We start from the raw sequence: 25,662 nt of genomic DNA on the forward strand, positions 1-25,662 counted from the left end.
GCAGCTCAAAAAAGGTGCCTGCCCCCCTGTTCCGGGCAATGGCACCTCTTTTTTATCAATCCTTCGCCAAGTCCCTGCGATTTGCTGCCAATGGCGGCTGCTCCATCCATTCGTTTTCAATCATCAGATTTACTCCATCCTCAGATAGCTTGAGGACCTCTCCAGTAAACCGCTCATAATCAATAACCAGATCGCTTCTATTGCTCTCTGAAATGGCTATTCCATAGTTGCCGATTCCGGCATAAATCATCAGGCCAAAGTGGAACATCATTAATTTATCTGAAAATGGCGACTCGGTTGATTCGGTTACTTCCTGGTCAAAGCCCATGGGGACAGGCAATGAACACATCTCCAAGTAGCGGCTCAGAACCTTTATATGTTTCCGGGAAACTTCTTTTCCTCTTAATATATATTTCCGGACCTTATCTGATTTGGCCACCTGGCTGAAGGCTGAAGCCATACAGGTTCCTAAATGATTCGTCTGGATATTTGCATGAAGATTCGTCACCTCTGACCCGGTGAGGGATTCCCTCCTCCCCAGCCCTTCCAGAATAAAGGACTGCTTATGAACAAACTCCGTTTTTTCCGGATATGGAATGCTTGGCGGGCGCACACTCAGTCCCTTTTTCAATAATAGCTCATTGGCCTCGGTCTTTAATTCGATTGTTGAGGTTAAGCACTTGGAATAGAATGAATGAATATCAGACCGCCATGTATTCTGCAGCACCCGGCCATAAGTGGCAAGACCGCCCTTTGCCATATTGTGTATGTAGCGCAAATAAAAAACGTCGGAAAACAATCGCTTCGCCTCTAAATTCACATCTTCCTCCGTAAATCCCTGCGGAATCCGGATGCCTTCTTCTGTAAAGATCCCTCTTATGATCTCCACATGCTGCTGTGACAAATCCAAAGCATGGGAACCAAGCTTTTGGATATCTTCATCTTCAATATGACGAAGAAAATACTTTAATACACAAACCGCCATACTGTCTGCCATGAAAGAAGCCCATAAATAACTCAATTCTGCGGCGGTTAGCTTCATATGATTATGATGAGTCTCCATGCCTTTTCCTCCTATTTAAGTCCATAAGGGTTATTATCTCCTGAATAAGGAGAAATATGTTTGAACACATACCTAAGGGCTAGGGGGAACAGTTCCCTTGTCCTTCCTTCTAAAAGCAAGCTCCTCCCAAGTATAAAAGACTTGGAGCCAGACACCATCTCACTTTGAAATTCATAGCCTACTAACGTAATCTGCCCTCTAGGAGTGATGTACATGTACTTTCATGATCCTTATTCTCACCGTTTCATCGTTGGCCATAGGCATAGTGTAAGATATCCATATCCCCATCATGCTGTCAGGCAAAAGACTTTTTCCAAAGAAGAAGCAGCTGCCATCGCTTTGCTGCTGGGAATCGATTTTACTAAGAGCAGGTTTGATTTAAATGAATTTTGGCTTGGTGTAAATACAGAGCTTGAGCACGGTAAGATCTCCAGCCAAACGAATGTAACAGGTGATGACCCTCTCATCACAGGAAAAATTGCCCTCGCACACCTTAACGAGTTTCCTGATTACTACAAACGGCTAAAGGTGCTGGAGAAAGAAGCGAAGGCTTATTGGAATAAATGAGGTGCATTCCCCCACTTTCTTAAGTATCTTGGGACAGCGGGACAGGTCGCCTCACTCTTTTCTTCTATACACAGCTAAAACAAGAATAATCACCGCGCCGGCCGCAAAGCCTGCCAGGACACCCAGTGGAAATTCCCCGTTTATAAGATATACAATGAGTCCTCCAACTAAAGCCCCCACTATGATAAATATCAATCGCAAAGACATGGTTTTCACCCTTGCACCCTCCTTATTAAAAAAATGCCTGACTCCATAAGCACAGCTTGTATGCGTTTGGAGTCAGGCACCTTTTTTTTAATGCTTATTCAACAATCCAGCCAATAACCCTTTACCCAAAGCGCCTTTCCTGGCTCTTCCTTCATTCTTCCACCAGTAGGCCCTCTCCGGATTCTTAAGGACTTCCTTCACTTCGCTCTGATGCTCAACAACCGGTGCAGAACCGCGAAGCGATCTTCCTGCCGTCTCCCTGACAAACAGGGTGACCACAATGATGCCGAACAGGCACATGCCCATCAGGTAATAAGCTGGCACCATATTATTGCCGGTTACGCTCACCAGCCATGCGACCAGCAGCGGTGTTGTGCCTCCGAACAGCGACGTTGCTGTATTATACGTGATTGCCAGTGCCCCGTAGCGCACTTTCGTATAAAATAACGACGGGAGTGTTGCCGGCAGTGAGCCCTGCATAGTCGTCAGCAGCAGGCCGAGGATCAGCAATCCAAGGAAAGCGCCCATGGTGCTGCCCGATCGGACGAGCATGAAAGCAGGGATGCTCAGGACAACCGCGCCAATCAGGCCGGCTTTCAGAATGCGGTTCCGTCCGAATTTGTCGCTCAAATGCCCCATTGCCAATACCATCGGGATCATGACGATCATCACAAGAACAAGCATCAGGAGCCCTTTCCCTTCACTGTACCCGAGCTCTTCTGACATATAAGACGGCATATAAGTCAGAACGGTATAACTCATAACATTGTAGAAAATAACAATCGCCGTACAAGTCAATAATGCTCTCCAATGTCCGGCAAAAATCTCTTTTAGCGTAACACTTTCATTCTTTTTCTCTTCAATCGATTCATTCATCGCCTCAAAAGCCGGCGTTTCACCTAAATGATTACGGAAATAGAAGCCGATGATTCCAAGCGGAGCGGCAATGAAGAACGGAATTCTCCAGCCCCATGCCGTCATCGCCTCGCTGCCAAGCATAAAGGTCAGCAGCGTAACAAGGCCGGCGCCGGCAATAAAGCCGACCAGTGTTCCAACCTCAAGGCCGCTGGCCATGAAGCTGCGTTTTTTATCAGGAGTTGTTTCGGTTATGTAGGTCATAGCCCCGGCATATTCCCCGCCGGTTGAAAAACCTTGCACAAGCCTTGCTGATAATAGTAAAATTTGAGCTGTGATCCCAATCGCTGCAAAGCCCGGGATCAAGCCGATGCTGAGCGTGGAAGCCGCCATCAGGATCATCGTAATGGCCAGCACATTCTTCCTGCCTATCCGGTCACCAAGCATCCCGAAGAACATACCGCCGAGCGGACGAGCAATAAATGCCACCGCAAACGTGGCAAACGCGTATATTAATTGAAAAGATGGGTCAATCTCCGGAAAAAACACCCTGCCCATCGTAACTGCCAAAAATGAATAGATACCAAAATCAAACCACTCCATCGCATTCCCGATGGATGTCCCCATCATGGACTTCTTCGCCATCGAACTGTCCACAACAGTAATATCTTTTGCCTCTAGTGTCTCTCGCTGTTTCTTCACATTTCCCCCTCCTAAATACTATCTAACTAACTAGCTTAGTTGGTTTTTCCCTTTATTTGGGGGTTAAAACATAAAGCAAGAAATCCGTTGTGGGCGCCGTGGATTGAAGTAGTTAATAATTAATAAAAAGGACAAACGACTGGGTTCATCCTCGGCTCAATTTAAGAACTTTTTTAAAGAAAAGCCTATTATTAATCCTGGAGCAGCACATAACATCGGAAACCAAACTGAGCCCAATAATACACCGAATAATTTCGCATCTGCTGAATACATAATTCCTACTGTAACTAAATACGCTGAGGACACAAACGGAAGATAGGAGTAAGGTTCTCTCCCCCCTCCTGCCCCTTTAAAGGCATCCCACATTGCGAAAAAGTATAGGCATGGGTAAAACATAAGCCAGGAATAATTGGTTTCCGCTATTGCACCTTCTATATTGCCAATAAAACTTAAACGGATTATCTCATTGAAGTTAGCCATCACATTGATCAAAACTTCTAATGCTATAAGTAAAAAACCTTTTACAAGCTGCCCGTTTAATACTTGGGCAAAACCGGGCAAGGCTATACTCCATAATATACTCTCGACGACTTTATCTTTCTTATTCATTTATCTTCTATTTTTTGCCAGGTCTTCATGATCTGTTGCTAGAGGAGGCTGTTCCATCCACCCATTTTCTATTAATATGTTCATGCCGTCTTCAGCTAACACTCCAATTCCTGTTATCATTCTTGCGTAATCAGCTGCAAGATCCCTTCGCTGGCTGATTGCCATTGCCTCGCCATAATAACCGATGGCAGAAGAGATGAGCGATGCTATATGATACATCATAAGCTTATCGGAAAAAGGAGGGATCGTTGAATCGGTTACCTCAGACTCAAATGTCCTGGGAACATGCAGGTTATCTTCAGTCATCATGGAAGATAAGATTTTAAAGTGGTCGTTGCAGAGCGCCCTCGCCCTTTCCATGAACTTTTTAACATCTTTCGATCTGGCAACTTGACTGAATCCTAATTCCAGAACAATCTTTGTCATGGTTTTCTGCAGATTGAGATAGGTACCGCTTACTTCCACTGCACTTATAGGTCTTCGTTTTCCTAACCAGCCTGTCATAAAACTTTGCTTCTTAACGAATTCGACTTTCTGATGGTTGTTAAAAGCAGGCGGTTTGCTGATTATCCCTTTATCTACAAGGGTCTTGGTAGCCCGGTCATACAATTCCAAGGTTTCAGAAATCACACCAATAAAATATTTCCGCTGCTCCTCTGCCACAATATTGCCGATTGCCCCTGCGTATCTGGTCAATCCATGAACAGCCATAATATGCAGATAAACAATCATATAGGTGTCTGTAAATAAAGCGGGTGCTTCCACTGTAACATCTTCATCAGTAAAACCCTTAGGTGTTGGATAATTTTCTTTTTTAAGAAATCCTTCAACCTTTTGCATATGCCTTTCCGTTAATTCAAGGGCATACTGCAGTACCTGAGTAATGTCTTTATCTTGTACATGATTAAGAAAATAACGAAACACACAGTGAGATAAGCTGTCATTTATATATTGACTCCAAAGGTTTGCCAGTTCCGATGAACTTAGTCTCGTGCTATGATCACTGGTTTCCACAGTCCATACCCCCTGCAAGATTTTATCTAAGGTAGTTTATCCCTATGAAAAATGTCTATACATGAACATCCCTTGAAACAGCTTCTTCAATATCCTCATCGAATCAGTAAAAACGGGCTCTTAAACGAGAATTGTTACCATTATCCAGACGTTTTTGGGGATCATACTCTCCACCAAATAAAAGAGGCTGATACATTCAAAGTATCAGCCCTATTTTACCCAGTTGGTAGAACAAGTAAGAAGTTGGTAGATTATTGAGTCAAATGGTTAAATTAATCTCATAGTTGGTAGATTACTGGGCCAATTAATCGAATTCCTGGCTTTGACACTCTGGAAGGGCCTTAAATTGGTCAGGCACCGCCCTTTTCTTACTCCAACTGGCGTTTAAATACCTTACTGGCAATAAAATAAGCAATGATCATAATGCCAAGGCACCAGGCAAGTGCTGTCCAGATACCGCTGCCGACAGCCCCATTATAGAAGAGGGCACGAACTGAATTGACGATGGAAGTCACTGGCTGGTTCTCAGCAAATACCCGAACAACTTTAGGCATGGTTTCAGTGGGAACAAAAGCCGAACTGATAAATGGGAGAAATATCAACGGGTAGGAGTATGCTGTAGCCCCTTCCATTGAATCGGCAGTCAACCCCGGAATTACCGCCAGCCATGTCAGCGCCAGCGTAAACAGCAGGAGAATCCCACCCGCCGCGAGCCAATCGAAGATATTAGCATCCGGACGAAAGCCCATTATGAATGCGACGAGGATTACCACCACAATAGCAAGTGCATTGGAAACAAGCGAGGTCAGCACATGAGCCCACAATATAGATGAGCGCTTAATGGGCATGGTAACGAAACGGGCCATCAGCCCGCTCTTTACATCATTAAAGAGCCTCAAGGATGTGTAAGCGACGCCGGACGCGATCGTGATCAGCAAGATTCCAGGCAGTAAATAATTCACGTAGTTCTCCGTGCCCGTTTCAATAGCACCGCCAAATACGTAAACAAACAGCAGCATCATCGTAATCGGCGTAATGGCTACCGTGACGATTGTGTCCGGGCTGCGCAAGATATTGCGCATTAATCGTCCCAGCAGTACCCCAGTTTTATTTTTCATTTCCATCTCCTCCTTTTTTGCCGATAATTGCAAGGAATATCTCCTCTAATGTCGGCTGCTTCTCAATGTATTCTACTTTTGCCTGCGGAAACATCTCCTTGAGTTCAACAAGGGTGCCCGTGGTGATGATCTTCCCGTCATGCAGGATGGCAATGCGGTCGGCCAGCTGTTCGGCTTCCTCCAGGTACTGGGTCGTCAGTAATATAGTCGTACCATTGCCGGCTAGCTCTTTGACAATATTCCAGACTTCAATCCGGGCTTCAGGATCAAGCCCTGTGGTAGGTTCGTCGAGAAAAATGACTTCTGGCTTCCCAATCAGGCTCATGGCGAGATCGAGCCGGCGCTTCATCCCGCCTGAATACTTTTCTGCCCGGCGGCTGGCCGCTTCTGTCAGACTGAATCGGGAAAGCAGATTGTCGGAGACTTCAGCTGGATTGGATACTCCCCGGAGCTTGGCAATCATCATTAAATTTTCCCGCCCGGTCAGCATGCCGTCTATTGCGGCGAACTGCCCGGTCAGACTGATACTCTGGCGGACGTGCTCCGGCTGGCGCTGAACATCAAAACCACCAATAACTGCTTTACCATCATCTGCCTTCAATAACGTCGAGAGAATATTTACAGTAGTTGTTTTGCCCGCCCCATTGGAACCCAACAATGCAAAGATCTCGCCGCGCCTCACCTCAAATTCCACCCCCTTTAAAACTTCCTTGTCTTTGAAGGATTTTGTTAACCCTCTTACAGAAATCGCTTTATGGTTCATATAGATTCCTCCTTTTTATTTGCAGCAAAAACCGATGTCCGAGAAACAATCTGTTTTCTGCCTTCGGACAAAAAGACACAGGGCTTTGATCACATAATCTTATTCGCTACTCTGTTATACCGATTATCAGTATTACTTACTACCCACTTAAAAAAATACTGAATAGCAGCAGTCAATCAGACCTGGCTATTCAGCAGGTTTCTAATTCAATTGTTAGATTATTGCCTATCCGCGGCCGATGGTATCATTCAGCTTCTTACGATATTTGTCATTCCAGGTTTTCTCATCCTTCACCAGCTCATCACAGAAAGCAGCAACATCCTCGCCCGTCAGATCAGTGACTTTCTTGCCTTCCGCTGCCCCTTCCTCAAAAAGGTCCAGGATGCCGGTGAAGATGCGATTCGTGCCTTTCCAATCAGTCGGACCGCCTCCAGCCGTCCACATATATTTCTGGATCGCTTTATACGCGGCAGAGTACTCGCTTGGAAGTGCCTTCGCACGCGCCTCCATCGCTTTCCATTCCCGCTTGTCATCCAGGCTGCCGATGATTTTTTCAAAAATACTCATTTCGCATTCTCCTTTTTGATTTGTTTAGTTTTCAGTTCGTCAATTTTGCCCGAGACAAAGGCCCATTTTTCCCAAAAGGCTTTGAGTTTTTCCCGGCCAGCTGCGTTTAGGGTGTAGAACTTTCTCGGCGGTCCCACAGTGGAGGGCTTTTTCTCGATATCCACCAGATTGTTTTTCTCCAGCCGCATGGTAATGGTGTACACAGTCCCTTCAACCACATCAGTGAAGCCGAGCTGCCGGAGCTGCTGCGTGATTTCATAACCATATGTTTCGCCGCGGCTGATGATCTCAAGCACACAGCCCTCAAGCACTCCTTTCAGCATTTCCGTGATATTTTCCAATTCTTTTACCCCCGTCTATATCTCACTTGTATATTTAGTACTCTGTATAACCGGTATTCAGTAATACTTATTACTAACTATATAGTAATACCGAGTAGCGTTGTCTGTCAAGTACGTTAAAGCTGTTTGCTGCCCATTTTTGCAAAAAAGAAAAAAGCCGCCTTGCTGGCAGCTGATCGAGAATACTTTATTCATTTAAGGATGCAAATCTTTGTTGCGGATATCGACATCAATTAGAAAACAGCATCCACTGCCCTTCGGAAACAACTTCTACTGCTCCGTCAACCACTTTGATGGCCGTTTGATCATCCATTGCATAAGCTGACCCCTTCATCCCGGCGGCCCATTTCTCTGCGGCAGCCATGGTGTTTCCCGGAAGCATCTCGTGGTCCAGATGCGGAAACATTGCAAATTCGACCAGTCCAAGCGCGGCATCACCACCGTCGGGCGGAGTCCAGCCTACAAAGTATTCCCCGATGTTAGGTGCCATCACCATGCTTCCGGCACTCATCCCAACATAGACTGACTGCAGGGACGGCAAAAGGTCTGCCAGTCCTGACTGCTGCATCCAGTGGCTAAGGTAGAGGGCGTCCCCTCCTGACACCAGCAGGACGTCCGTCTCCCTGACAAGCGGCACCCAGCGGTCTTCATCGATGCTTGGGAGAGCTGTGAGCTCCAGCACACCGATCGACTTCCAGCCCAGATCGACCATGGAATTACCGGGACTTCCGCTGATGAACTCCCAGGCTTTGACACCGGGGCCGACCCAGGGGTGCCCATACATGGCGGTTGGGATGCATAAGGCCGTTGAGTCAGCGACCGGTTTGCCCAGCATATCGACAAGTGCATCGTTTATGCTCTTATTATTAACGCCGCCAGAAGTAAGCAGAAACTTCATAACATCGCTCCTTGCGGTTTAATTTCAGGAAACCCCCCACCATTAGTAGTCCTTAGCCGCAGCAGAAATCTGCCACATCACACCAAATTTATCACTAACCTGCCCATATAAAGGGCTCCAAAAAGTCTCCTGGAGCGGCATGTCCACTTTCCCGCCATCCTGAAGCTTAGCGAATATCCCCTTCGTCTGCTCTAATTCATCTACGATAAGAGCAATCGTCACCTGGGAACCAATTTGGTAAGGCTGGCCAGGAAATGTGTCAGAAAGCATTAAATCCATATTCCCTGCCTTCAGGTGAGCGTTCAGTACTCGGTCCTTTACTTCAGGCGGGGAAGGGAATTCCGGGTTGTCAGGCATATCGCCAAACGTCTGGACGGAAACCACTTCTGCATTTAAAGCATCTTTGTAAAAACTCACTGCCTCTTGACCATTCCCGTTCATTACTAAGTACGGATACATCGACTTAATCATCCTCACACCTCTTCACCTAAATTTAATTGGCAGAATCACCATTCTTATATTTCAATAGGCTGCTGAAAATACCTTCCTAAAAATTGTTCATTTTAAGAAAGGTATTTCTCCCAAAGCAAATGCTCTATATCTTCCACTCCGCTCACTTCTTTCCTGAACCATTCCATATTTCCAGCAAACTTCGACGAACAAGAAAATTCAATTCTTGCTGCACGATTTCCCTGGATACATCTGATTGTCCCTCTGTAACCGGGCGGCTCCTTCAGACTTTCCTTGTATGTCCCGACACAGGTTACCATTTCATATTGATAGTCGATAGCAAGTGAATCAAAATACTTCTTAGATACAACCTCTTTTATTTGCCTGTATGTAAACTCATCCAATCCCCATCGGATTACACTGTCACCATCAGGAAGCTCTACCTTCAATTTAAGGTATCTTCCAATGTGGTCCTTTGACACATCAAGAATCTGAAAGTTATCTAAGTTCATAAGCAGGGCCGTACCTCCTTCTGCATAATGATTGTTTAAATGGGAAAAATATACTTTCTACTTATTTATTGTCAGCCCAGCCATTGCTGATTGTATGCCACGATTCCAAGTATCGCCCCAACACCTGCACCCAATGCTAAACCGATCCCTGCCCACATAACTTCTGTTTTCTTTTTATTAGGATCCAACCCAACTTCCTATCTTTATTTACTTTAGGTAAAAATCAGAATACATTTTCACCAGAACTATAGCGGAGGTGTATCTTACGCATCAAGCCATAACTGAATATATTCCTGGATGATCCGATTCTTATCCCAATTCTTTTGGAAAAAAGGAAAGATTTCATTTTGATAGACAGCCAAGCCAAATAATGGCGCAATTCTTTGAACGTTCAGGTACTCTTTGCGCAGGTCTTCCTCTAAACCCCACTCTGCCCAGCAGCTTAAGTACGCTTCAAGCAATTCATCCGCGAACTCTTCAGAAAAAAGTTCGGCTGCCTCATTTAAAAACACAGTGACGCTTAAGAAAGGATGTGACAAAGAGCTGTCTGACCAGTCATAGATAATGGGCAGCCCTTCCTCCAGTATGACGTTTCCTCCAAAAAAGTCTCCGTGCTCCAGCGACAATGGCACCAGCGGAGTTTGTAGCATGCTGCAAATCAAGTTTGCTTCAGAGGTACTTTCCGCCAGCCTTGAAAATTGGCCATCTGAAATGGTGCCGTCTTTTAAAAGTGATTCAACAGCCGTCCTTAGCCCGCTAATCACAACAGAGGCAAGCGGACGAACAGGGATACCTGCTTCCCTAAGCCGCCCTGCCTCTTTGACAGACAGCTTTTGAACCCCGGCCAGGGCAAGGAGCGCCTCCCTCCAATCCTGCTCTTTTCCAGCTCTGCCTAGAAGCTCTCCCTGTATCTCCTTTATAAGCAGCCAGCCTTCGCTGTCATCTGCAGCAATTACGGCCGGAATATATTTTATGCCGGCTTCCCAAAGAAATGTGCTGACGTTCACTTCATGCCTGAAGATCTTTGGCACCGCTTTAAAATAATAATTTTCCTCACCGGTGATTATTTTAAAAAGAACTGAACGTTCCCAGCTTCTGATCTGCTGGAAGTCTATTCTCTCAGTCCGCAGCTTGTTTCTGACCCACCGCTCCATTCCCTCCCGCCAGTCCGGAGAAAACCATGGTACAGAGCGGTCTGCCTGGAGGCTCTTCCATTCGTTTAAAAAATGAGCGTCCTTTGCAGAAAGCAGACTGGCTGCTTCGTGATAAGAAGCCCAGTAAATATCATTTTCCAAGCCTGATTCAAGGATGGACACTGAGTAGACCCTCATACCCCCTTCATCATGGACACACTGCAGGACATTGGCCTTAACCCCAAACTTCTCCTGTAAAAAAGCAGCAATCTCCCCCGTCTCTGCCAGATGTGTCCGGTTAGGACTGAAGCAGGGCAAGGCGAGCCCATGTTTAAAGGTTTCGAGCAATAACCGATCCTGCCAGAAGGCAATTATTTTGTATTGCATATGTTCACTCCCTGCATTTATCGAGCCAAGGGGACAGGTCCCTTGGCCCAGATCCACTAAAAGAAGGATTTTCCCAGCTTTCAGTACCATCTACAAACCTGGGACAGGCCCCTAATTTAGAGTGCTTTTTGAAAAAAGGCTACTTCTCTTGAACCGTTTTATCAGTACTATCGTGTATTTTTTTCAGCGTATTATTGATGTTATTCAGGCTCAACAATATAAAACCAAGCATGATAAAAGTTACAATCTCCCGCGTGAAAAAAGACACAACTCCTAAAATCACGAAATATAAACTATACAACCAGTTGCTCATTAGAAAGCCTCCTCATTTTTGAGCCGAGGGGACAGGTCCCTTGGCTCATCCCACAGACCTGCACCATATCTCCTATTGTAATGATTCCTCAGCTTATTAAAGACGCTGCTCCTCAATCAAATCAATATTCCTCTTATGTATGGCATAATCCTGAATTTGCTTTCCTATGTCTGCATAGAGCTGAATATCTCCAAGCCGCGATAATGCTATCCACTTTACGCCCGTCTGATTAGGGTCTGGCTGTTCTGGAAGCCTTGCAGCCGAGCCGCTCAGTTTAGTACATTCAAACATCATCGCCAGGGTATGGACTGGCCCATATTTTTCGCCATTCAAATGCGGTGCATATTCATAGACAAAGGCCAATGGGCCGACCTCCACTTCTATGCACGCTTCTTCTTTAGCTTCTCTTTTAACAGCATCTGTTATAGTCTCGCCAGGCTCCACACCTCCTGCAGGAAAATCATACAAGATACCCCTGTTTGGATCGCTATATTCTGTCAGCAGAATTTTGTCCTGCTCGATAATGACTGCACCTGCTTTAACTCTTATATGATAGGACAATCTCTCTGTCTCCTTCCCTTAAACTACCGCACTTCCCCTTGAAAGACATAGGGAGCTGACTGACCCAGCAAATACCTGATCCCATTTTTATGATATGGCATCATTTCATCAGCAGTTTCTAAACTTACCCATCTTACTTCTGCTATCGTTTCAGTATCTTGTATACTGATCTCGCCGCTTATGACTCTTGCTTTGAATGTAATGAAAACGGCATGATGATCATGATTTTTCATCATCGCTTCATTTACAGAAATTATGTCATCAACCTCAATCGTCAGGCCTGTTTCTTCTTTTGCTTCCCGAATAGCTGCCTGTGATAAGGTTTCCCCTGCTTCAACCGAACCGCCCGGCAGAGACCAATTATCATATTTAAAATTCCTAACAACCAATACCTTCTCCTGTTTTTCATCAAAGATAAGTGAATAGACTACATCTACTCTTTTCATGAACACACTCCTTTTTTCTGCCTTACATACCTTCTCTAACACGCAGAACAATTCCTTTTTTTACCAGCTGGCTCCTCTTTCTGGATAAAAGCACAAAGTATGTTATACTTATTATCAATTATTTAAATATGTTGGGAACTACGAGACTTTACTTAGTCACCTCCCCCCATAGTGGAAGGAGGCTGAGACTATATGTCTTTAGATCACATGAGAACAATGTTAACTACCATACAGGAATACCCTAACTGTGAAATTTCATTAACTTTCAATGATGACAACCAGCAGCCGGTATTGTATGTATGCTATAAAGAAAACCTATTTGAAGTCACACATGCCCATACACAGGCTGTTGACACATTTTATACGATAGAATCAACACTCAAAGCGATTGACAAAGAATTGAATTCTGAATTGCAAAAAAACCTCTGATTCAGAGGTTTTTTTGTTTGCCTGCGGGTCGGATAGCCAGTTTTCCTTGTACCCGCCCTTTATAAATGGAACAGTAAAACTGTCCCATTATCTCTTTTTTATATACCCAAAACAATGAAAGCCCTGCCTCTCTTTCATCCTTACGGCTCCGTGTCCGTGCCAGTGTGAATCAGGATTTGCCAAAAACTTTAGGGACAATTTTATCGAGTTGTATGGAGATACTTTATCGTAGAAATATGAATGATTGAAATGGATGACGGCAGAAATAACAAAAGAGGTTAATTTTCTAATGGTGAGTTGGAGAAGTTGAGTGTCTTGGCAGCCTTACTTTGGTTAAGGATATTTTAAGGCTGCTTTAACAGAAACTTTTTATTTGGTTTTCAGTGATTCCTTTCATTAATCCCAGTTCACTGATCAAAATTTCATGTGCGTTATTCAACATTTGTCTTTCGCTTGTGTTAAGTGCTTTTTCTTTCTTCATACGCATTAAATCGCGTACAACTTCCGTACATTCCTGAATTTTCCCTGTTTTTATTTTATCCGTATTCACTTTAAATCGCTGCTTCCAGGGCAGTAATCTATCTGTTTCCCCATTCTGGAAAATATTCATAAGTTGCTTTAATGCAATGATGTCAGTAACAGGACGTATACCTGAATTCACTATCTTACCTGCAGGAATCATAACTTCCATATTGCCGACCAACATTTTTATGACATAATATTGTTGTTTTTCCCCTAAAACTTCCTTTTCTTCTATCGCTTTAATGATCCCTACCCCATGCATCGGATAAACAACATTATCGTCAATTTGAAACAAATAATCCCCTCCATATCGCAACTTCCTTAATCTTAACACACATGTATATTTTAATCAAATTTTTAATAATACCACAAATTATTTTTCACTGTCAATAACTTACCCTTCTAAAATTAAAAAAAGCCAAGGGGACAGGTCCCTTGGCCCATTCCTTTAAAACAGGGACAGCAGACCTGCCCTTATGCCTATAAGCAGGGAGCAGCTTTTACTCAAACTGTATACTTAAATAAAAGCTCTCCATTCTGAGGATCTATTTCGTTCATATCCTCAAAACCGATACTTTTGTATAAACGATAAGCTGTCCTGTTTTCTTCTTTGATACTTAAGTAGATAACATTTACATCATATTGTCTTGAAGCGATATCAATCAGTTTTAACATCGCCAATTTCCCCAGGCCTTTGCCCTGATATCTTTCATCGATCATGATTCTGTCAATCCATGTATCTTTGTTGGGTCCAAAAGAGCCGTACATGGCAAAACCAATCACTTCTTCATCACTATATATAACCACTGGCTGCCATTCACTGTATGTACCTGCTTCTTCCAAACACTCATCAACAGTTTCAATGAATTTTTCCTGTCCGGGCTTTAGTTTGATCTTCCTGACTTCACATTCATTGGAAGCATCCATTTTTCTGATATGCACAATACTCATGAGTTAAGCTGAACCTCCACTCTTGGTAAAAAAAGCTCCCCTGGCTGCTGCTTAAATTCCGTTATTACAATAACATTTTGAGTGAAAGAAAAATGGTTAAAAGTGATATGGCTGTAATAGCATAAGCAAACGTGGATTTTTTGTTGTCTTTGAAGGCCTGGATGCCCAGAATGATCAGATTTAACGACAGTAAGATATAGGCGATGTATATCAGCTCTCTGTATCTATCATTGCTCAATGCGAATAAGACTAATAACACCCCTGGAAAAACGAGCATGGCCCTTAATTTTTTCTCCATCGTATCTCCCCCTCTTAAGATGCCCTTACTATAATATACCAATATTGACCAGACACCTGTACCTTTTCTGAAACAAGAAAAGCCGCCTGGATGGCAGCTGCTTCTGCTTTCAAGTATTCAGACCGGATCAAAATGACTGTATGTAAAGAAGTGTGATTCGTCACATATTCCTCTCGCTATATTTGACACCAATGCCATCTAACCATTCTCTAAGCTTCATTCTGGGCATATATTCTTTTAATGTATAGATAAACGTGTCATTTTCACTTTCAAACTCCAGCTGTTCGGGCTTGCCATTATCAAGGACGATGACAACCTGATTAATATCATTCCAGAGAGTTACTTCTTCTTTAAATCCCTCCAGCGGTGCAGTGTGAATCCCTGTAGAATCAATATAGGTGTATGTATGAAGGGCACCAAATATAAGCATAAATGCAATCAATATGGCAAGCCCACCAATAGCCTTTATCCACAACTTCTCAAGCAAGAAAAGCAGAACACCTGCTGTTATAAGCAGACCGCCCACTATATTCACCATATAGGCTTTACTCGGCGTATCCTGAAAATAAACAGTATCCGGGAATATATTTATTTTTTGATAAAACATCAAGACTAAAAAGCCCAGAGGAAGCCAACCTAATGCAAAGATTAACCCTAAAGTAAATATCTTCGGCCTGTTTGAAAATTTAATTTCCAACTATATCCCCCCTAAAAATGAAAATCGCAGACAGAAAAGCTCCCGTCCTAACATGGCGATTAGTATGTATGGGCTCTTATATATGAATATACGAATGAGGCAAGGCCAAAGTAACAGTATTTGGTAAAAACAGTCGAGTTTACGTTAGTAGTTTAACTGGCTGCCATAGTAAAGAATGTTAGCCTATACATGAAAGGTGTGTTATGGTTTTAATGAAGGACAAGAAACTTTTCTTAGTCACTCTTTATTAAGGGGGCGAAATTTGAAAAAAATCAATGTATTCTTAGATGACTATAGGAAACCGCCGGATGGATTCGTATATGTGAATACAATTGTGGAATGTTTAGAACTTCTCCGCACCTATGAAATTGGCCATTTATCACTGGACCATGACCTGGAAAGCAAAAGAGAAAACGGTATGCTTCTGGTCAATATTATGGTCAGGGAAAAACTCTCTGCAGACCATATAACCGTTCATTCAGCAAATGCGGTTGGCGGAAAAGCTATGTATAAATGCCTTAAGCTGGCACAAAGCAGCCATATTTACTCCTATGACACGACCCTCTCTTTAAGACCCCTGCCCTTGGATTCCTATACTCCCATGATGCTGAAACATTACCAGTAATATAGATTGGCCAAGGGATATGATTCTCTTGGCTTATTATTTTTTCCAGATATTTATGGCATAAAATTCCCAGACATTACATCATTTCAAGCAATAACGTAATGAGGAGAGACTGTCCAAAACAGATGACTATGTCATTTTGCCAATACGTTTTAGCAAACAAGCTCCAGTTGCCGCCAACTAAACTAAACAGCCTTGCAAACATGAAGGTGAAGATCCATATGCTCATGAATGTAATGAGTAAACCCATTCTATCCCTCCTATAGGTCGCGGATTGCAGTTGGTTTTGAAGATTGCACCAGCTGTCTTAATCTCTTACATCTACAATCTGCTCCCTCATCTGAACGATCCGGTAATACCCCCTGCAGAACACTGCGCCTTTCGGCTTGATTGCTATTAAGAAAGAATTAATGATATCTGCAGCTGAAATGATGAAATTAATCCAGCTTACAAATAAGAGAAGCGTTTGCATTTCTCTTGCTACGAAAAGAGCCACTATGGCTGGCACCACTGACAACCCTATAAACGGCAGGCTCATAAAGACCAGGAATCTTTTTTTTGATAGTATGGTATTGGTATTCAGCCAAAAAAATGTTCCGCTGAATGTCAGGCTTATATCACCTTCTTTATATACGGTGATAATGTGCAGAAGTTCATGAACAATAAAGACAGCAATTCCAATTAGAATGAGCATATAAAGGGGTAATTCAGTAAACAGCCCTCCCATGAGGCCAGGCACCAAAAACATAACAATCTGAAGTAAATAAGCAAATTTCATAAAATGTTCCCGGAACCAGCTGTTCTGTATGAAAGGGGTCCATTCAGAGGAGTTCATATGTAATTGGGGCAAGTGGCGGAACCAATGAATCATAGGGGTGCTCCTTTAATTTTTCAGGTTGTCTTCGCAAAAAAAGAGGGTCAATATAGCCTTCCTGCCAAGTTATAAGGATCCATTTCCCAAGTCTCATAAGGAACGATATTCTTCGCTTTCATCGCATCCAGTGTCCGTGATTTCATGTGAGGCCGGGTTATGTATTGGCCAATATTATGTTCATTTAAAAGCACAAACCTGGCTTCGCTTATCTCTTCAGGCGGGATTTTGATATCCCCTTTGATGTGCCATGCTTTAAAAACAACAGATAATATCTGCTTGGTCGAATTATAATAAACACCTGTGATGCCAACGGGCTTGATATGCAGTCCGGTTTCCTCAAGAACTTCCCTTACGACTGCCTGATCAAGCGGCTCCCCAAGCTCCACCTGGCCCCCGGGCATTTCCCAGGTATCCTTTCTCCATTGGACCTTAACCAGCAGCACTTCATTCTTTTCGTTTTCAATAAGCGCCGAAACCGCAATAATGTGTTTAGGTATTGTGTGCATATCAGGTGCTCCTATAGTTGATTTATATATAGATTCTGGAAGGAGTATGATAATTCCTTTTTTATCCAAAAGGATGTTTATGTAAAAAAGAAAAAGCTGCATCAATGCAAAAAAGACGGCAATCCTTCCTGGTACTGCACCTTTATAAAACTAGAACAGCCGCCTTGGCTGGCAGCTGTTCTAAAAACCGCTTAAGAGCAACCCTCAAATGTCTTACTACTCCTTACCAAGCGACAATAGGCTTTTTAAATTATCATCTATAAATTTATTATCGCGACTGTTGATTCCGCGCCCTGCAAAATGGCCCCACATTGACTCGATAGGCTTATAAACAGCATTGGGTAAAAGGCTTGCTTCGTATTTATTATCGGCTGCTGTACAGAATAGGTCTGTGCTTCCTGGCATGACGCAGGCAAGCGCTTTAATGCTTCGGAGTGCCAGGTCAAAGTCTCCATTATAAGCTGGATTTGCACTAATATCTGCATACTGCCCCGTCCATAGCATCGCCAGAACATTATGCGGATCCATCTTCATAAAGCTGTCTTCCCATACGCCAGCTATAAAATCCTCCAATGAGTCAAACCCCATCTCACGATAAAGTGCCTCTCTGTAATATGCCTGTGATAATCCCCACCCTCCATATACATGGCCAGCAGCCCGCATTTCTGCAGAAGTCAGCTCGTTTAGTTTACTAGAATCAAAGCCAACTGCGGCCATGAGCGAAGCTTTCATCCCGTCCAGGACCATAAACGTATGCGGCCAAGTTTTTGCACTTCCGCAGAATGGTGCAATTCGTTCCACCATATCAGGGTAGCTTGCGCCCCACTGGTAAGACTGAAGGCCTCCCATTGACCATCCAAGCACAAGAGCAATTTTTTGTATGCCAAATTTCTCGGTGACCAGCCGATGCTGCAATGTAACATTGTCATAAATGGTTACCTGCGGAAAAGAAGACCGGTCAAACGGTGCCGGCGTATTGCTGGGAGAAGAAGATAATCCATTTCCCAGCAGGTTTGGAACAATAATGAAATATTTCCGCGGATCCAGAGCCATGCCCTCTCCTATCAGCCATTCATTCTGAACATGCTGGTCGCCAAAAGCAGTTGGATAGACAATGACATTGTCTTTCTTTTCATTTAATTCCCCGTAAGTTTTATACGCAAGAAATGCGTTCGGCAGCGTAACTCCTGATTGCAGGGTCACGTCCCCCAAATTATAAATTTCATAATCCATTATCTTTCCGCTCCCTTCACTATGAAACCCCAATATTTTTGAAAAGGATTTCTTGTGGCTAGTATAATCCTGTGATAACCTCAAGAAAAGTGAACGAAATTCACAGTAGTGTTCAAAAATATTGAAAGTAAAAGGAGGCAGTAAGATGGAATTGCGCCAATTGAACACATTCCGTACGGTTGCTTCAACATTGAATTTCAGCCGTGCTGCTGAAACACTGAACTACGTCCCCTCCAATGTTACGATGCAGATAAAAGCATTGGAGGACGAGTTGGGTGTCCGCCTTTTTGACAGGCTGGGCAAGCAGCTGGTTCTCACCACTGCAGGAGAAAAATTTTTGACTCATATCCAAAGCGTCCTGGAAAAACTGGATGAAGCCCGTAGTGCCGTTCACGACAATGAAAATCTAACAGGTACGCTTACGATAAGTGCAAACGAGGTACTTTGCGCCTATCGGCTTCCCGTTGTCTTCCAGCTGTTTCGTTCACGATATCCGGGAGTCCGCATCATCTTCCGCTCCGTTTCCAACCTTGAGCTCAAGCAAACACTCTTCGATGGTGCAGCAGATGTCGTCTTTATGCTGGATGAAACCATCCTCTCAACAGGACTTGAAGTGGAGCCTTTGGCGGAAGAGACATTCCTATTCCTCGTCGAACCGAATCATCGTCTTGCGAAACAGTCTGTCCTGCAGGAAGAAGATTTTCATGGCGAAGTGTTTCTGGTTAATGAAAAGGGCTGTACCTACCGGAATATGTTCGACCGGTCATTTGAGAAAAAAGGCATTGATAGTATTACATATCTGGAATTTCAAAATGCCGAAGCTATTAAACAATGCGCTATCACAGGACTCGGCATAGCCTTTCTTCCTGAAGTCACGGTAAAGGCAGAGATTGAACGCGGAGATCTTGTAGCCCTTCCATGGGAAGTTCCCGGCCTGCACGTGTATACACAGATGCTCTGGCATAAAGACAAATGGCTTTCGCCCATCATACAAGCTTTCATAGAAGCTGTAAGGGAAGTCATGCCACTAAAGCCGGATAGTGAAACTGTTTAACCATAAAAAGCATAAGGAAGGCAGCAGTCCGCCTTCCTTATGCTCTGCATAGGTTTTTGCATGAACGAGACACCCTGCTTCTATTCCTCAGTCAGCCTGTCCCCTCACTCAAACACCTGCCGCAGTTCAATCTGCCCTTCCCCATATCCCTGCGGGTCCGGCATCTTCTTGGCCCAATCAATGGCTTCTTCCTTCGACTTCACATCAATCAGAATGAACCCGGCAATCAGTTCATTCGTCTCTGCAAACGGACCTTCTGTTATCACCGGCTCTTCCCCCGGTTTCGGATATGAGATGCGCATTCCATCTGAACTAGGATACAGTCCTTTCGCCATAACCCTTACGCCTGCCTTAACTAATTCCTCATTGTACTTCGTCATGGCTTCCATGAGTTCAGGGCTGGGAAGATTACGTCCTTCCGAATTCTTTGAGGCTTTGACAATGAGCATGAATAGCATAGAATTTCCTCCTTCTTTCCTCAATTTTATATCTGTTTTTAATTTCAACTCCATTAAAACCTAACTATTCATCCAGCTCCCCTGCAGCTTCCGCACATAGACCATCTGCCCAATATGGTACGCATTGTGTGTGGACAGATTCCCAATGATAGCCCACCATTCCGCCGATTCAGGGAAACCTTCCACTTCACTTTCTAGCTTTTCCTGGGAGAGAAGATTCTGCCACTGCAAGAGAACCTCTAATAGCCGCTCCTTTAAATCACTGAAGGTTATATTTTCCGGCAATACAAAGCTTTCATCATTTCTGCCAATGGGCGGAACTGCATTGACATGACCCTTTTTATATCTCTTTTGCCAGGTTTCATTCCAATAAAGAAGATGCTGAACCATTTCGGCAATGCTGTTGCTCTCCTCATTGGGCTTCCAAAAGGCATCTTCCTCTGATAAGTCTGCAACTGACTCTGAAAAGGGAACATACCAGCTCGGATCATTCGCATTTGCAGACAGCTGGTCGGCCAGCACATCCATAGCATGAGCCATACTTTCCACACTCCTTTGATAAGATAATGACTTATTCGCTGCGATTACCGGACTTCCTGCCTGATTGATAAAATGAGACTAAAACAGAAGCCCGCTCAGAACACCACGCATTAAATCCCAATAAAATACATAAACAGGAATGTACATAGGAAATAAATGTTAATATATTGAAAAAGGAGGTGGGTGAATGCCTTTATGGATTATACTGCTGGCAATTGGAGCCTTTTTCTTTGGTCTGGGAAAATTGATTGATTTTCACTACAGCAGGACAGGTCGCAAAATAAATACCTCAGCGTTAAAGGAAAGTACGAAGGATAATTTAGGCGGAAGCATTTATTTTCAATAAAAGCCGAGAGCCAGTATAGACATCACACCATTAAGAAAGAATTACGAAGAAAACCAATGTCCTCTCTGAGTCATAGTTACTTTGAAGGTCCGAAAGATACTTGGAGAGGAAATCTCTGTGGTAAGAAGAGAGGCTCAACGATGACTCGTTTATCAGATAACATCCTTTATCTTTTTCACGCTTATGAAAAGCAACAAGAGATCGAGCTATATTAATACTGTAAGAAAACCCCAATATATAACCCTTTGCTTCAGGCATATTACTCATTTTAATTTCCTCAAAAACTTCCATTATGATTAATTGTTCAACCGGCTCCCCTAACTCCAGTTAGGCTGGGCATATAAAAAAACCCTTATTTTTTCAAACCAAATATTTCTTATTAAAATTAACAGTTATGGACCGATAGTACCTTTAGGATATTTCTAAAATTGAGATTGAATAAGGAGAAGGTACATTTGGGAAGAATGAAAAAATTCGAATTTAAATTAGGGACAAAAATAAACCTAATTGTCATATCCATCATATTTGTTTTATCTGCAGTTATTGGATTTGTTGTAAAACAAGAGGTTACAAAGGGAGTCCAAGAATTTGCAACCGAGAAAGCAAAAGGAGATCTGAGGTTAGCTTATAGGTATATCAATAATATACATCCTGGAGATTGGGAAGTTCGGGGAAATAAACTTTATAAAGGTTCTGCTTTATTAAATGATAACTACGAAATAGTAGATGAGATTGCGGAAGATACAGGAGATACCGTCACAATATTCCTCGGTGATACCCGTATAACGACAAATGTAATGATAGATGGCGAACGTGCCATTGGCACAAGAGCGTCCCCTGAAGTGGTTAATACTGTGATTAAAAATAAGACAAATTACTACGGCCAGGCAAATGTAGCCGGCAATACGTATCAAACAGCTTATATGCCTTTACAGGCTGCTTCAGGGGAAGTCGTCGGAATTTTCTATGTTGGTGCCTCTGAAGAAAAAATAAATGAAATACTTTCTTCTGTTTTGTCAAAGCTCCTATTTGCTTTATTGGTTATGGCTGTTTTAGCTTCTATAATCGTCTATTGGTTTACCCATAAGATGAAAAAGAGACTTGCCAATATTGCAAATGCCCTTGAAATGGCGGGCAAAGGCGAGTTTACTGCGAAGATTAATGACCGCTCAAGAGATGAACTGGGCTCTTTATCTGCAAGCTACAACCAGATGTCTGAAAATCTTAAAACGATGGTTCATGAGGTTATTTTTACAACTGAACAGCTGGCATCTTCATCTGAACAGCTGACTGCAAGCTCTGAACAAACAAGTATCGCAACAGAGACCATAACAGAATCGATTCAGCAAGTAGCTAACGGCGCGGAACATTCTACAACAAGTGTGCAAGAGAGCTCATTGGCTCTGGATGAAGTCGCTAAAGGAATTCACTCCATTGCCGAAAATGCTTCTGTGGTTTCCGAAGTAAGTGTTCGGGCAGTTGAAAAAGCCAAAGAAGGCGGAGTGTTTGTCAGCAATACGGTTAAGCAGATCAATCGAATTAATCGCTCTGTTGCAGCTAGTGGAGAAATCATAAAATCACTAGAACACAGATCTCAGGAAATAGAAGAAATAACGAAAGCAATCACAGATATTGCGAATCAAACTAATTTACTGGCATTAAACGCAGCAATAGAAGCAGCCAGAGCTGGGGAGCATGGGAAAGGATTTGCCGTAGTAGCAGATGAAGTCAGGAAACTGGCGGAACAATCCCAGCAATCTTCCTCACAGATTTCAGCGCTCATTAAGACGATACAAGAAGACATGGAGCAGTCCAACGGGTCTATAGAACAGGTTTCTGTTTATGTAAAAGAAGGATTAGCCATTGTTAACCAGACAAGTGATAACTTCAAGGAAATTCTTGATTATATGGGAAGATTAACAGAAGAAACCAACGATATGGCAGCCACTTCTGAACAAATATCGGCAAGTACACAAGAAGTATCAGCAACAGTGGCTGGCATAATTAACATATCAGAAAAAACCTCGATGCATTCACAGAATGTAGCAGCGTCAGCAGAGGAACAACTTGCATCAATGGAAGAAATAGCTGCATCCGCCTCAGCACTGTCTAATCTGGCGGACGATTTGAAAGAGTTAGTCAGCAAATTTAAAATCTAACTCCTTTACGATATAAACCTGCAGCGAAATAGGTACCTGACCCCACATTTGGTAAAGCCATAAAATATGCGGGGTCTACCACTATTCCTCAACAGAAATTAAAGATTCATTCAGCACCAATAGTGGGATTAGTCCCAGATCCTGATTCTCGGGACCCCTGCGGTTCTTAAATAATCTAATAACTGCCCAGTATGAACGGATTCGTGATAAGCTACCCGCAATAGCATGTCACCTAAGTCTCTTATGTACCCTGACTCTGAGCGGTCAATTTTAACATTTTCCAAGTCTTCCTCAGAAAATGATTTTATATTATCTATAAATTCTCTTCTGTGAGTTTCTGCAAAATCCAATTCATTTTGTACCGATATGAACGGGCGGTTTTCGTACGGTGAATCATAAGCGGTTAAACTTCCTCTATTTTTGATAGCCAAGTGATAGTAGTGTTCACTTTCTAATACGTGCCGAATCATTTCCAGACAACTCAATGCTTCATTATCAGGCTTCCAAAAGAGTTTCTCATCAGGAATAGTAGTCCAGACTTTAATGCTTCTTCTTCTGACTTCGTTTAAGTTTAAAATGACTAAATCGATTGAATTCATACAAAATCCTCCTCACATTTTTATCAATTATACACGAATACACGTTCGTGTTGGAGAAAAAGAAGAAATCTTTAGATAACTAATGAGAATATTTAAATGGAGTTTCATTGTAGCTATCTCTGTAAGGAACTGCTTCAGCCAAATTGACGGCCACAGCATTTTTAGCAGCAAAATAAAGGACCCTAATATTGAAGCTAGGGTCCTGATTGTTTTTATTATTCTGGCCGCTCAATCGTAAAAACTTCCCCAATCCTGGCATAATCATTCCCAGCCAGTCTGCTGACGGCAGCAAGCCCCTTCTGGTCGATACGTCCCTTGTCATATAGATCTTCTTCTATATGGAATTGTACAACCTTGCCGATGATAAAGTCGGTACCAGGTAAGTCTGTACCGCCTAACTCCAGGGCATGTTCCAGCACGCACTCCATCCGGATTTTTGCTTCCTTTACGCCAGGTACTGCTATTTTTTCGCTTGCCTCTGCTGTAAAACCTGCTGCCTCTATTTCGCTCTGGTCAGGAGGAAGGCTGGCCGCTGTCTGATTGACCTTTTCGACATTGAGCTCATCAACGATGTGAACCACAAATTCCTTTGACTCGAGAATGTTTCTGGCTGTATCCTTCTGCCTTCCCTGCGCACGCTGGATGGATAGGGATATCATGGGCGGGTTGGCCGAGACAATGTTGAAATAGCTGAATGGTGCACCGTTCACCACACCATCCTTTGAGAGGGTAGTCACAAAAGCAATGGGCCTCGGGATGATGCTGCCGATGAGAAATTTGTAATTTTCTCTTTCCGGCAGGCTGGCAGGATCGATGGAAAGCATTTGAATCATTCCTTTGCAAGTTAATCTAATTCTCTTACACTAATCGGGATTAGACTATGTTCTAACTGCTCTCTGAACTGCTCATACTTCTCGGGAAGCATCAGCTTCTCTCCCATTGTAGCCTGTGATTCATCATGTGCAAAGCCTGGAGGATCTGTCGCTATCTCAAATAAAATTTCTCCATGCTCCCTGAAGTAAATCGCGTTAAAATAATTTCGGTCTTTTACTGGGGTGACAGCATATCCTTTCTCAGCAATATAATTTCTCCAGCTCAGCTGATCTTCGTCATCACTTGCCCGCCAGGCGATATGGTGCACCGTTCCGACACCCATCTGGCCGCGGCCGGCCGGAGTCAATTTCAGGTCGATGATATTGCCGATATCAGCGGAAGAGCGGAAGCGGGCAATATCCTCTTCCACACCAACTCTTTCAAGCCCCATAACATTCTCCAGGAGGTCAGCAGTTTTTGCAGGCTCCGCCGATAACAGCGTCGCGCCCCCAAAGCCCTTGATCGCCACTTCAGGAGTAATGCCGCCGAATTCCCATGCGTTCGCTTCCCCTTCTTCTCTTTCCACAATTTCAAGATGCAGCCCATGAGGGTCATCAAATGCCAAGTATTGCTCACCAAAGCGCTCGATTTTCGTAAAAGGAACTTCAAACTTCTGGAGCCTCTCTGCCCAGAACCTCATGGCACCCTTTGGAACCATATATGATGTCACACCAACCTGACCATCCCCAATAACCCCTTGGCGGGCACCGGCCCATGGGAAGAAGGTGATGATAGTCCCAGGTTTCCCGCCTTCATCTCCAAAATAAAGATGATATGTGCCCGGATCGTCAAAATTCACTGTCTGTTTGACCAGGCGCAAGCCCAGCACCCCTGCGTAAAAATCTAGATTCTCCTGCGGATGCCCTACAATCGCCGTAATATGATGAATACCCATTATCTCTTTTTTCATATATATTCTCCTTTCGTTTTGAGCCAGTGGGACAGGTCCCTCGTCCCACTTGGGCCAAGGTACCTGTCCCCTTGGCTCTGCC

General features: G+C 43.5%; 34 protein-coding genes. 6 read left to right on the forward strand and 28 right to left on the reverse strand.

What is annotated here, in order from left to right; genetic code table 11:
* Nucleotides 1-55: 55 nt before the first annotated feature.
* A complete protein-coding gene (locus tag N288_RS23355) occupies nucleotides 56-1,063 on the reverse strand; it encodes a DUF3231 family protein (RefSeq protein WP_022544581.1) in 1,008 nt (335 codons plus the stop codon).
* Between the two features lie 213 nt (nucleotides 1,064-1,276).
* Here N288_RS23355 and N288_RS23360 point away from each other — a divergent pair, with 213 nt between their 5' ends.
* Nucleotides 1,277-1,630 carry a DUF5661 family protein gene (locus N288_RS23360; protein ID WP_009794553.1) on the forward strand — a complete coding sequence of 118 codons (354 nt, stop codon included), beginning with the start codon at nucleotides 1,277-1,279 and terminating at the stop codon, nucleotides 1,628-1,630.
* A gap of 51 nt (nucleotides 1,631-1,681) precedes the next feature.
* On the opposite strand, the gene N288_RS25305 is transcribed toward N288_RS23360, so the two are convergent.
* The 14 genes from N288_RS25305 to N288_RS23425 form a co-directional block, all read right to left on the reverse strand.
* Nucleotides 1,682-1,846 (reverse strand): hypothetical protein, encoded by a 165-nt coding sequence (locus tag N288_RS25305; protein ID WP_022544582.1) that lies wholly within the window; start codon nucleotides 1,844-1,846, stop codon nucleotides 1,682-1,684.
* A 78-nt stretch (nucleotides 1,847-1,924) separates the two neighbouring features.
* Nucleotides 1,925-3,337 carry an MFS transporter gene (locus N288_RS23365; protein WP_009794555.1) on the reverse strand — a complete coding sequence of 471 codons (1,413 nt, stop codon included), beginning with the start codon at nucleotides 3,335-3,337 and terminating at the stop codon, nucleotides 1,925-1,927.
* Between the two features lie 213 nt (nucleotides 3,338-3,550).
* Nucleotides 3,551-4,003, reverse strand: coding sequence for a hypothetical protein (locus tag N288_RS23370; protein ID WP_009794556.1), 453 nt, complete (start codon nucleotides 4,001-4,003; stop codon nucleotides 3,551-3,553).
* The gene (locus tag N288_RS23375; RefSeq protein WP_035402856.1) at nucleotides 4,004-5,017 is read right to left on the reverse strand and encodes a DUF3231 family protein; all 1,014 of its coding nucleotides are present in this window, start codon (nucleotides 5,015-5,017) and stop codon (nucleotides 4,004-4,006) included. It abuts the gene before it with no gap.
* A 368-nt stretch (nucleotides 5,018-5,385) separates the two neighbouring features.
* Entirely contained in the window at nucleotides 5,386-6,135 is a 750-nt protein-coding gene (locus N288_RS23380) for an ABC transporter permease (RefSeq protein WP_009794558.1), read from the reverse strand.
* On the reverse strand, nucleotides 6,125-6,898 hold the full coding sequence (locus N288_RS23385) for an ABC transporter ATP-binding protein (protein ID WP_009794559.1): 774 nt from the start codon (nucleotides 6,896-6,898) through the stop codon (nucleotides 6,125-6,127). The genes N288_RS23380 and N288_RS23385 overlap by 11 nt, the downstream gene beginning before the upstream one ends.
* Nucleotides 6,899-7,123: 225 nt before the next feature.
* Nucleotides 7,124-7,465, reverse strand: coding sequence for a DUF1048 domain-containing protein (locus N288_RS23390; RefSeq protein WP_009794560.1), 342 nt, complete (start codon nucleotides 7,463-7,465; stop codon nucleotides 7,124-7,126).
* Entirely contained in the window at nucleotides 7,462-7,806 is a 345-nt protein-coding gene (locus N288_RS23395; RefSeq protein ID WP_009794561.1) for a PadR family transcriptional regulator, read from the reverse strand. The genes N288_RS23390 and N288_RS23395 overlap by 4 nt, the downstream gene beginning before the upstream one ends.
* Before the next feature lie 229 nt (nucleotides 7,807-8,035).
* Complete coding sequence (locus N288_RS23400) at nucleotides 8,036-8,704, reverse strand: Type 1 glutamine amidotransferase-like domain-containing protein (protein WP_009794563.1); 669 nt, start codon at nucleotides 8,702-8,704, stop codon at nucleotides 8,036-8,038.
* A gap of 42 nt (nucleotides 8,705-8,746) precedes the next feature.
* On the reverse strand, nucleotides 8,747-9,175 hold the full coding sequence (locus N288_RS23405) for a VOC family protein (protein ID WP_009794564.1): 429 nt from the start codon (nucleotides 9,173-9,175) through the stop codon (nucleotides 8,747-8,749).
* Between the two features lie 92 nt (nucleotides 9,176-9,267).
* Nucleotides 9,268-9,666 carry a hypothetical protein gene (locus N288_RS23410; protein ID WP_009794565.1) on the reverse strand — a complete coding sequence of 133 codons (399 nt, stop codon included), beginning with the start codon at nucleotides 9,664-9,666 and terminating at the stop codon, nucleotides 9,268-9,270.
* Nucleotides 9,667-9,929: 263 nt separating this feature from the next.
* Nucleotides 9,930-11,186, reverse strand: coding sequence for an aminoglycoside phosphotransferase family protein (locus N288_RS23415; RefSeq protein WP_157638554.1), 1,257 nt, complete (start codon nucleotides 11,184-11,186; stop codon nucleotides 9,930-9,932).
* Nucleotides 11,187-11,595: 409 nt separating this feature from the next.
* Nucleotides 11,596-12,060, reverse strand: a complete 465-nt coding sequence (locus tag N288_RS23420; RefSeq protein WP_009794569.1) for an NUDIX domain-containing protein — start codon at nucleotides 12,058-12,060, stop codon at nucleotides 11,596-11,598.
* A 23-nt stretch (nucleotides 12,061-12,083) separates the two neighbouring features.
* Complete coding sequence (locus N288_RS23425) at nucleotides 12,084-12,506, reverse strand: NUDIX hydrolase (protein WP_022544584.1); 423 nt, start codon at nucleotides 12,504-12,506, stop codon at nucleotides 12,084-12,086.
* Between the two features lie 192 nt (nucleotides 12,507-12,698).
* On the opposite strand from N288_RS23425, the gene N288_RS23430 reads away from it, so the two are divergent.
* On the forward strand, nucleotides 12,699-12,935 hold the full coding sequence (locus tag N288_RS23430; protein ID WP_022544585.1) for a hypothetical protein: 237 nt from the start codon (nucleotides 12,699-12,701) through the stop codon (nucleotides 12,933-12,935).
* A 355-nt stretch (nucleotides 12,936-13,290) separates the two neighbouring features.
* Here the strand turns inward: N288_RS23430 and N288_RS23435 are convergent, their stop codons facing one another.
* The 4 genes from N288_RS23435 to N288_RS23450 form a co-directional block, all read right to left on the reverse strand.
* A complete protein-coding gene (locus tag N288_RS23435; protein ID WP_022544586.1) occupies nucleotides 13,291-13,752 on the reverse strand; it encodes a CarD family transcriptional regulator in 462 nt (153 codons plus the stop codon).
* A 209-nt stretch (nucleotides 13,753-13,961) separates the two neighbouring features.
* On the reverse strand, nucleotides 13,962-14,408 hold the full coding sequence (locus tag N288_RS23440) for a GNAT family N-acetyltransferase (RefSeq protein ID WP_009794573.1): 447 nt from the start codon (nucleotides 14,406-14,408) through the stop codon (nucleotides 13,962-13,964).
* A 64-nt stretch (nucleotides 14,409-14,472) separates the two neighbouring features.
* A complete protein-coding gene (locus tag N288_RS23445; RefSeq protein WP_009794574.1) occupies nucleotides 14,473-14,706 on the reverse strand; it encodes a hypothetical protein in 234 nt (77 codons plus the stop codon).
* 160 nt (nucleotides 14,707-14,866) lie between these two features.
* Entirely contained in the window at nucleotides 14,867-15,403 is a 537-nt protein-coding gene (locus N288_RS23450; RefSeq protein WP_009794576.1) for an HPP family protein, read from the reverse strand.
* Between the two features lie 262 nt (nucleotides 15,404-15,665).
* On the opposite strand from N288_RS23450, the gene N288_RS23455 reads away from it, so the two are divergent.
* On the forward strand, nucleotides 15,666-16,028 hold the full coding sequence (locus N288_RS23455; protein ID WP_009794577.1) for a cyclic-phosphate processing receiver domain-containing protein: 363 nt from the start codon (nucleotides 15,666-15,668) through the stop codon (nucleotides 16,026-16,028).
* Nucleotides 16,029-16,104: 76 nt separating this feature from the next.
* Here the strand turns inward: N288_RS23455 and N288_RS25310 are convergent, their stop codons facing one another.
* The 4 genes from N288_RS25310 to N288_RS23470 form a co-directional block, all read right to left on the reverse strand.
* The gene (locus N288_RS25310; protein ID WP_009794578.1) at nucleotides 16,105-16,278 is read right to left on the reverse strand and encodes a hypothetical protein; all 174 of its coding nucleotides are present in this window, start codon (nucleotides 16,276-16,278) and stop codon (nucleotides 16,105-16,107) included.
* Nucleotides 16,279-16,335: 57 nt separating this feature from the next.
* Nucleotides 16,336-16,899, reverse strand: a complete 564-nt coding sequence (locus tag N288_RS23460) for a DUF3267 domain-containing protein (RefSeq protein WP_022544588.1) — start codon at nucleotides 16,897-16,899, stop codon at nucleotides 16,336-16,338.
* Nucleotides 16,900-16,946: 47 nt separating this feature from the next.
* Complete coding sequence (locus N288_RS23465; RefSeq protein WP_035402953.1) at nucleotides 16,947-17,408, reverse strand: NUDIX hydrolase; 462 nt, start codon at nucleotides 17,406-17,408, stop codon at nucleotides 16,947-16,949.
* 216 nt (nucleotides 17,409-17,624) lie between these two features.
* On the reverse strand, nucleotides 17,625-18,641 hold the full coding sequence (locus N288_RS23470; protein ID WP_009794581.1) for an alpha/beta fold hydrolase: 1,017 nt from the start codon (nucleotides 18,639-18,641) through the stop codon (nucleotides 17,625-17,627).
* A 145-nt stretch (nucleotides 18,642-18,786) separates the two neighbouring features.
* Between N288_RS23470 and N288_RS23475 the strand changes: the two genes are divergently transcribed.
* On the forward strand, nucleotides 18,787-19,695 hold the full coding sequence (locus N288_RS23475; protein ID WP_022544589.1) for a LysR family transcriptional regulator: 909 nt from the start codon (nucleotides 18,787-18,789) through the stop codon (nucleotides 19,693-19,695).
* Between the two features lie 104 nt (nucleotides 19,696-19,799).
* Here N288_RS23475 and N288_RS23480 read toward each other — a convergent pair whose 3' ends face one another.
* Nucleotides 19,800-20,153 (reverse strand): YciI family protein, encoded by a 354-nt coding sequence (locus N288_RS23480; RefSeq protein WP_022544590.1) that lies wholly within the window; start codon nucleotides 20,151-20,153, stop codon nucleotides 19,800-19,802.
* A 60-nt stretch (nucleotides 20,154-20,213) separates the two neighbouring features.
* The gene (locus tag N288_RS23485; protein ID WP_009794584.1) at nucleotides 20,214-20,693 is read right to left on the reverse strand and encodes a DinB family protein; all 480 of its coding nucleotides are present in this window, start codon (nucleotides 20,691-20,693) and stop codon (nucleotides 20,214-20,216) included.
* A gap of 187 nt (nucleotides 20,694-20,880) precedes the next feature.
* Between N288_RS23485 and N288_RS25315 the strand changes: the two genes are divergently transcribed.
* Nucleotides 20,881-21,039, forward strand: a complete 159-nt coding sequence (locus N288_RS25315; RefSeq protein WP_009794585.1) for a hypothetical protein — start codon at nucleotides 20,881-20,883, stop codon at nucleotides 21,037-21,039.
* A gap of 464 nt (nucleotides 21,040-21,503) precedes the next feature.
* On the forward strand, nucleotides 21,504-23,198 hold the full coding sequence (locus tag N288_RS23495) for a methyl-accepting chemotaxis protein (protein ID WP_009794586.1): 1,695 nt from the start codon (nucleotides 21,504-21,506) through the stop codon (nucleotides 23,196-23,198).
* 128 nt (nucleotides 23,199-23,326) lie between these two features.
* On the opposite strand, the gene N288_RS23500 is transcribed toward N288_RS23495, so the two are convergent.
* From N288_RS23500 to N288_RS23510, 3 genes are all read right to left on the reverse strand, one after another.
* Nucleotides 23,327-23,797 carry a DinB family protein gene (locus N288_RS23500; RefSeq protein WP_009794587.1) on the reverse strand — a complete coding sequence of 157 codons (471 nt, stop codon included), beginning with the start codon at nucleotides 23,795-23,797 and terminating at the stop codon, nucleotides 23,327-23,329.
* A gap of 215 nt (nucleotides 23,798-24,012) precedes the next feature.
* Complete coding sequence (locus N288_RS23505; RefSeq protein ID WP_009794589.1) at nucleotides 24,013-24,621, reverse strand: flavin reductase family protein; 609 nt, start codon at nucleotides 24,619-24,621, stop codon at nucleotides 24,013-24,015.
* Between the two features lie 20 nt (nucleotides 24,622-24,641).
* Nucleotides 24,642-25,580: a ring-cleaving dioxygenase gene (locus N288_RS23510; protein WP_009794590.1), complete on the reverse strand. Its 939-nt coding sequence runs from the start codon at nucleotides 25,578-25,580 to the stop codon at nucleotides 24,642-24,644.
* Nucleotides 25,581-25,662 lie beyond the last annotated feature (82 nt).

Origin of the sequence: Bacillus infantis NRRL B-14911 (genome assembly GCF_000473245.1) — a bacterium.
In the GTDB taxonomy this organism is placed as follows: Bacteria; Bacillota; Bacilli; order Bacillales; family Cytobacillaceae; genus Bacillus_AB; species Bacillus_AB infantis.

Bases quoted from the DNA above. Each gene is read 5' to 3' on its own strand.
- N288_RS25315 (WP_009794585.1), top strand. From the start codon at position 20,881: ATGCCTTTATGGATTATACTGCTGGCAATTGGAGCCTTTTTCTTTGGT.
- N288_RS23390 (WP_009794560.1), bottom strand. From the start codon at position 7,465: ATGAGTATTTTTGAAAAAATCATCGGCAGCCTGGATGACAAGCGGGAA.
- N288_RS23510 (WP_009794590.1), bottom strand. From the start codon at position 25,580: ATGAAAAAAGAGATAATGGGTATTCATCATATTACGGCGATTGTAGGG.
- N288_RS23460 (WP_022544588.1), bottom strand. From the start codon at position 16,899: ATGATTCATTGGTTCCGCCACTTGCCCCAATTACATATGAACTCCTCT.
- N288_RS23380 (WP_009794558.1), bottom strand. From the start codon at position 6,135: ATGAAAAATAAAACTGGGGTACTGCTGGGACGATTAATGCGCAATATC.
- N288_RS23480 (WP_022544590.1), bottom strand. From the start codon at position 20,153: ATGCTATTCATGCTCATTGTCAAAGCCTCAAAGAATTCGGAAGGACGT.
- N288_RS23495 (WP_009794586.1), top strand. From the start codon at position 21,504: ATGAAAAAATTCGAATTTAAATTAGGGACAAAAATAAACCTAATTGTC.
- N288_RS23355 (WP_022544581.1), bottom strand. From the start codon at position 1,063: ATGGAGACTCATCATAATCATATGAAGCTAACCGCCGCAGAATTGAGT.
- N288_RS23400 (WP_009794563.1), bottom strand. From the start codon at position 8,704: ATGAAGTTTCTGCTTACTTCTGGCGGCGTTAATAATAAGAGCATAAAC.
- N288_RS25310 (WP_009794578.1), bottom strand. From the start codon at position 16,278: ATGGGTTTACTCATTACATTCATGAGCATATGGATCTTCACCTTCATG.
- N288_RS23415 (WP_157638554.1), bottom strand. From the start codon at position 11,186: ATGCAATACAAAATAATTGCCTTCTGGCAGGATCGGTTATTGCTCGAA.
- N288_RS23470 (WP_009794581.1), bottom strand. From the start codon at position 18,641: ATGGATTATGAAATTTATAATTTGGGGGACGTGACCCTGCAATCAGGA.
- N288_RS23365 (WP_009794555.1), bottom strand. From the start codon at position 3,337: ATGGCGAAGAAGTCCATGATGGGGACATCCATCGGGAATGCGATGGAG.
- N288_RS23485 (WP_009794584.1), bottom strand. From the start codon at position 20,693: ATGGCTCATGCTATGGATGTGCTGGCCGACCAGCTGTCTGCAAATGCG.
- N288_RS23505 (WP_009794589.1), bottom strand. From the start codon at position 24,621: ATGCTTTCCATCGATCCTGCCAGCCTGCCGGAAAGAGAAAATTACAAA.
- N288_RS23475 (WP_022544589.1), top strand. From the start codon at position 18,787: ATGGAATTGCGCCAATTGAACACATTCCGTACGGTTGCTTCAACATTG.
- N288_RS23500 (WP_009794587.1), bottom strand. From the start codon at position 23,797: ATGAATTCAATCGATTTAGTCATTTTAAACTTAAACGAAGTCAGAAGA.
- N288_RS23410 (WP_009794565.1), bottom strand. From the start codon at position 9,666: ATGAACTTAGATAACTTTCAGATTCTTGATGTGTCAAAGGACCACATT.
- N288_RS23440 (WP_009794573.1), bottom strand. From the start codon at position 14,408: ATGAGTATTGTGCATATCAGAAAAATGGATGCTTCCAATGAATGTGAA.
- N288_RS23360 (WP_009794553.1), top strand. From the start codon at position 1,277: ATGTACTTTCATGATCCTTATTCTCACCGTTTCATCGTTGGCCATAGG.
- N288_RS23405 (WP_009794564.1), bottom strand. From the start codon at position 9,175: ATGATTAAGTCGATGTATCCGTACTTAGTAATGAACGGGAATGGTCAA.
- N288_RS23465 (WP_035402953.1), bottom strand. From the start codon at position 17,408: ATGCACACAATACCTAAACACATTATTGCGGTTTCGGCGCTTATTGAA.
- N288_RS23445 (WP_009794574.1), bottom strand. From the start codon at position 14,706: ATGGAGAAAAAATTAAGGGCCATGCTCGTTTTTCCAGGGGTGTTATTA.
- N288_RS23425 (WP_022544584.1), bottom strand. From the start codon at position 12,506: ATGAAAAGAGTAGATGTAGTCTATTCACTTATCTTTGATGAAAAACAG.
- N288_RS23430 (WP_022544585.1), top strand. From the start codon at position 12,699: ATGTCTTTAGATCACATGAGAACAATGTTAACTACCATACAGGAATAC.
- N288_RS23385 (WP_009794559.1), bottom strand. From the start codon at position 6,898: ATGAACCATAAAGCGATTTCTGTAAGAGGGTTAACAAAATCCTTCAAA.
- N288_RS23370 (WP_009794556.1), bottom strand. From the start codon at position 4,003: ATGAATAAGAAAGATAAAGTCGTCGAGAGTATATTATGGAGTATAGCC.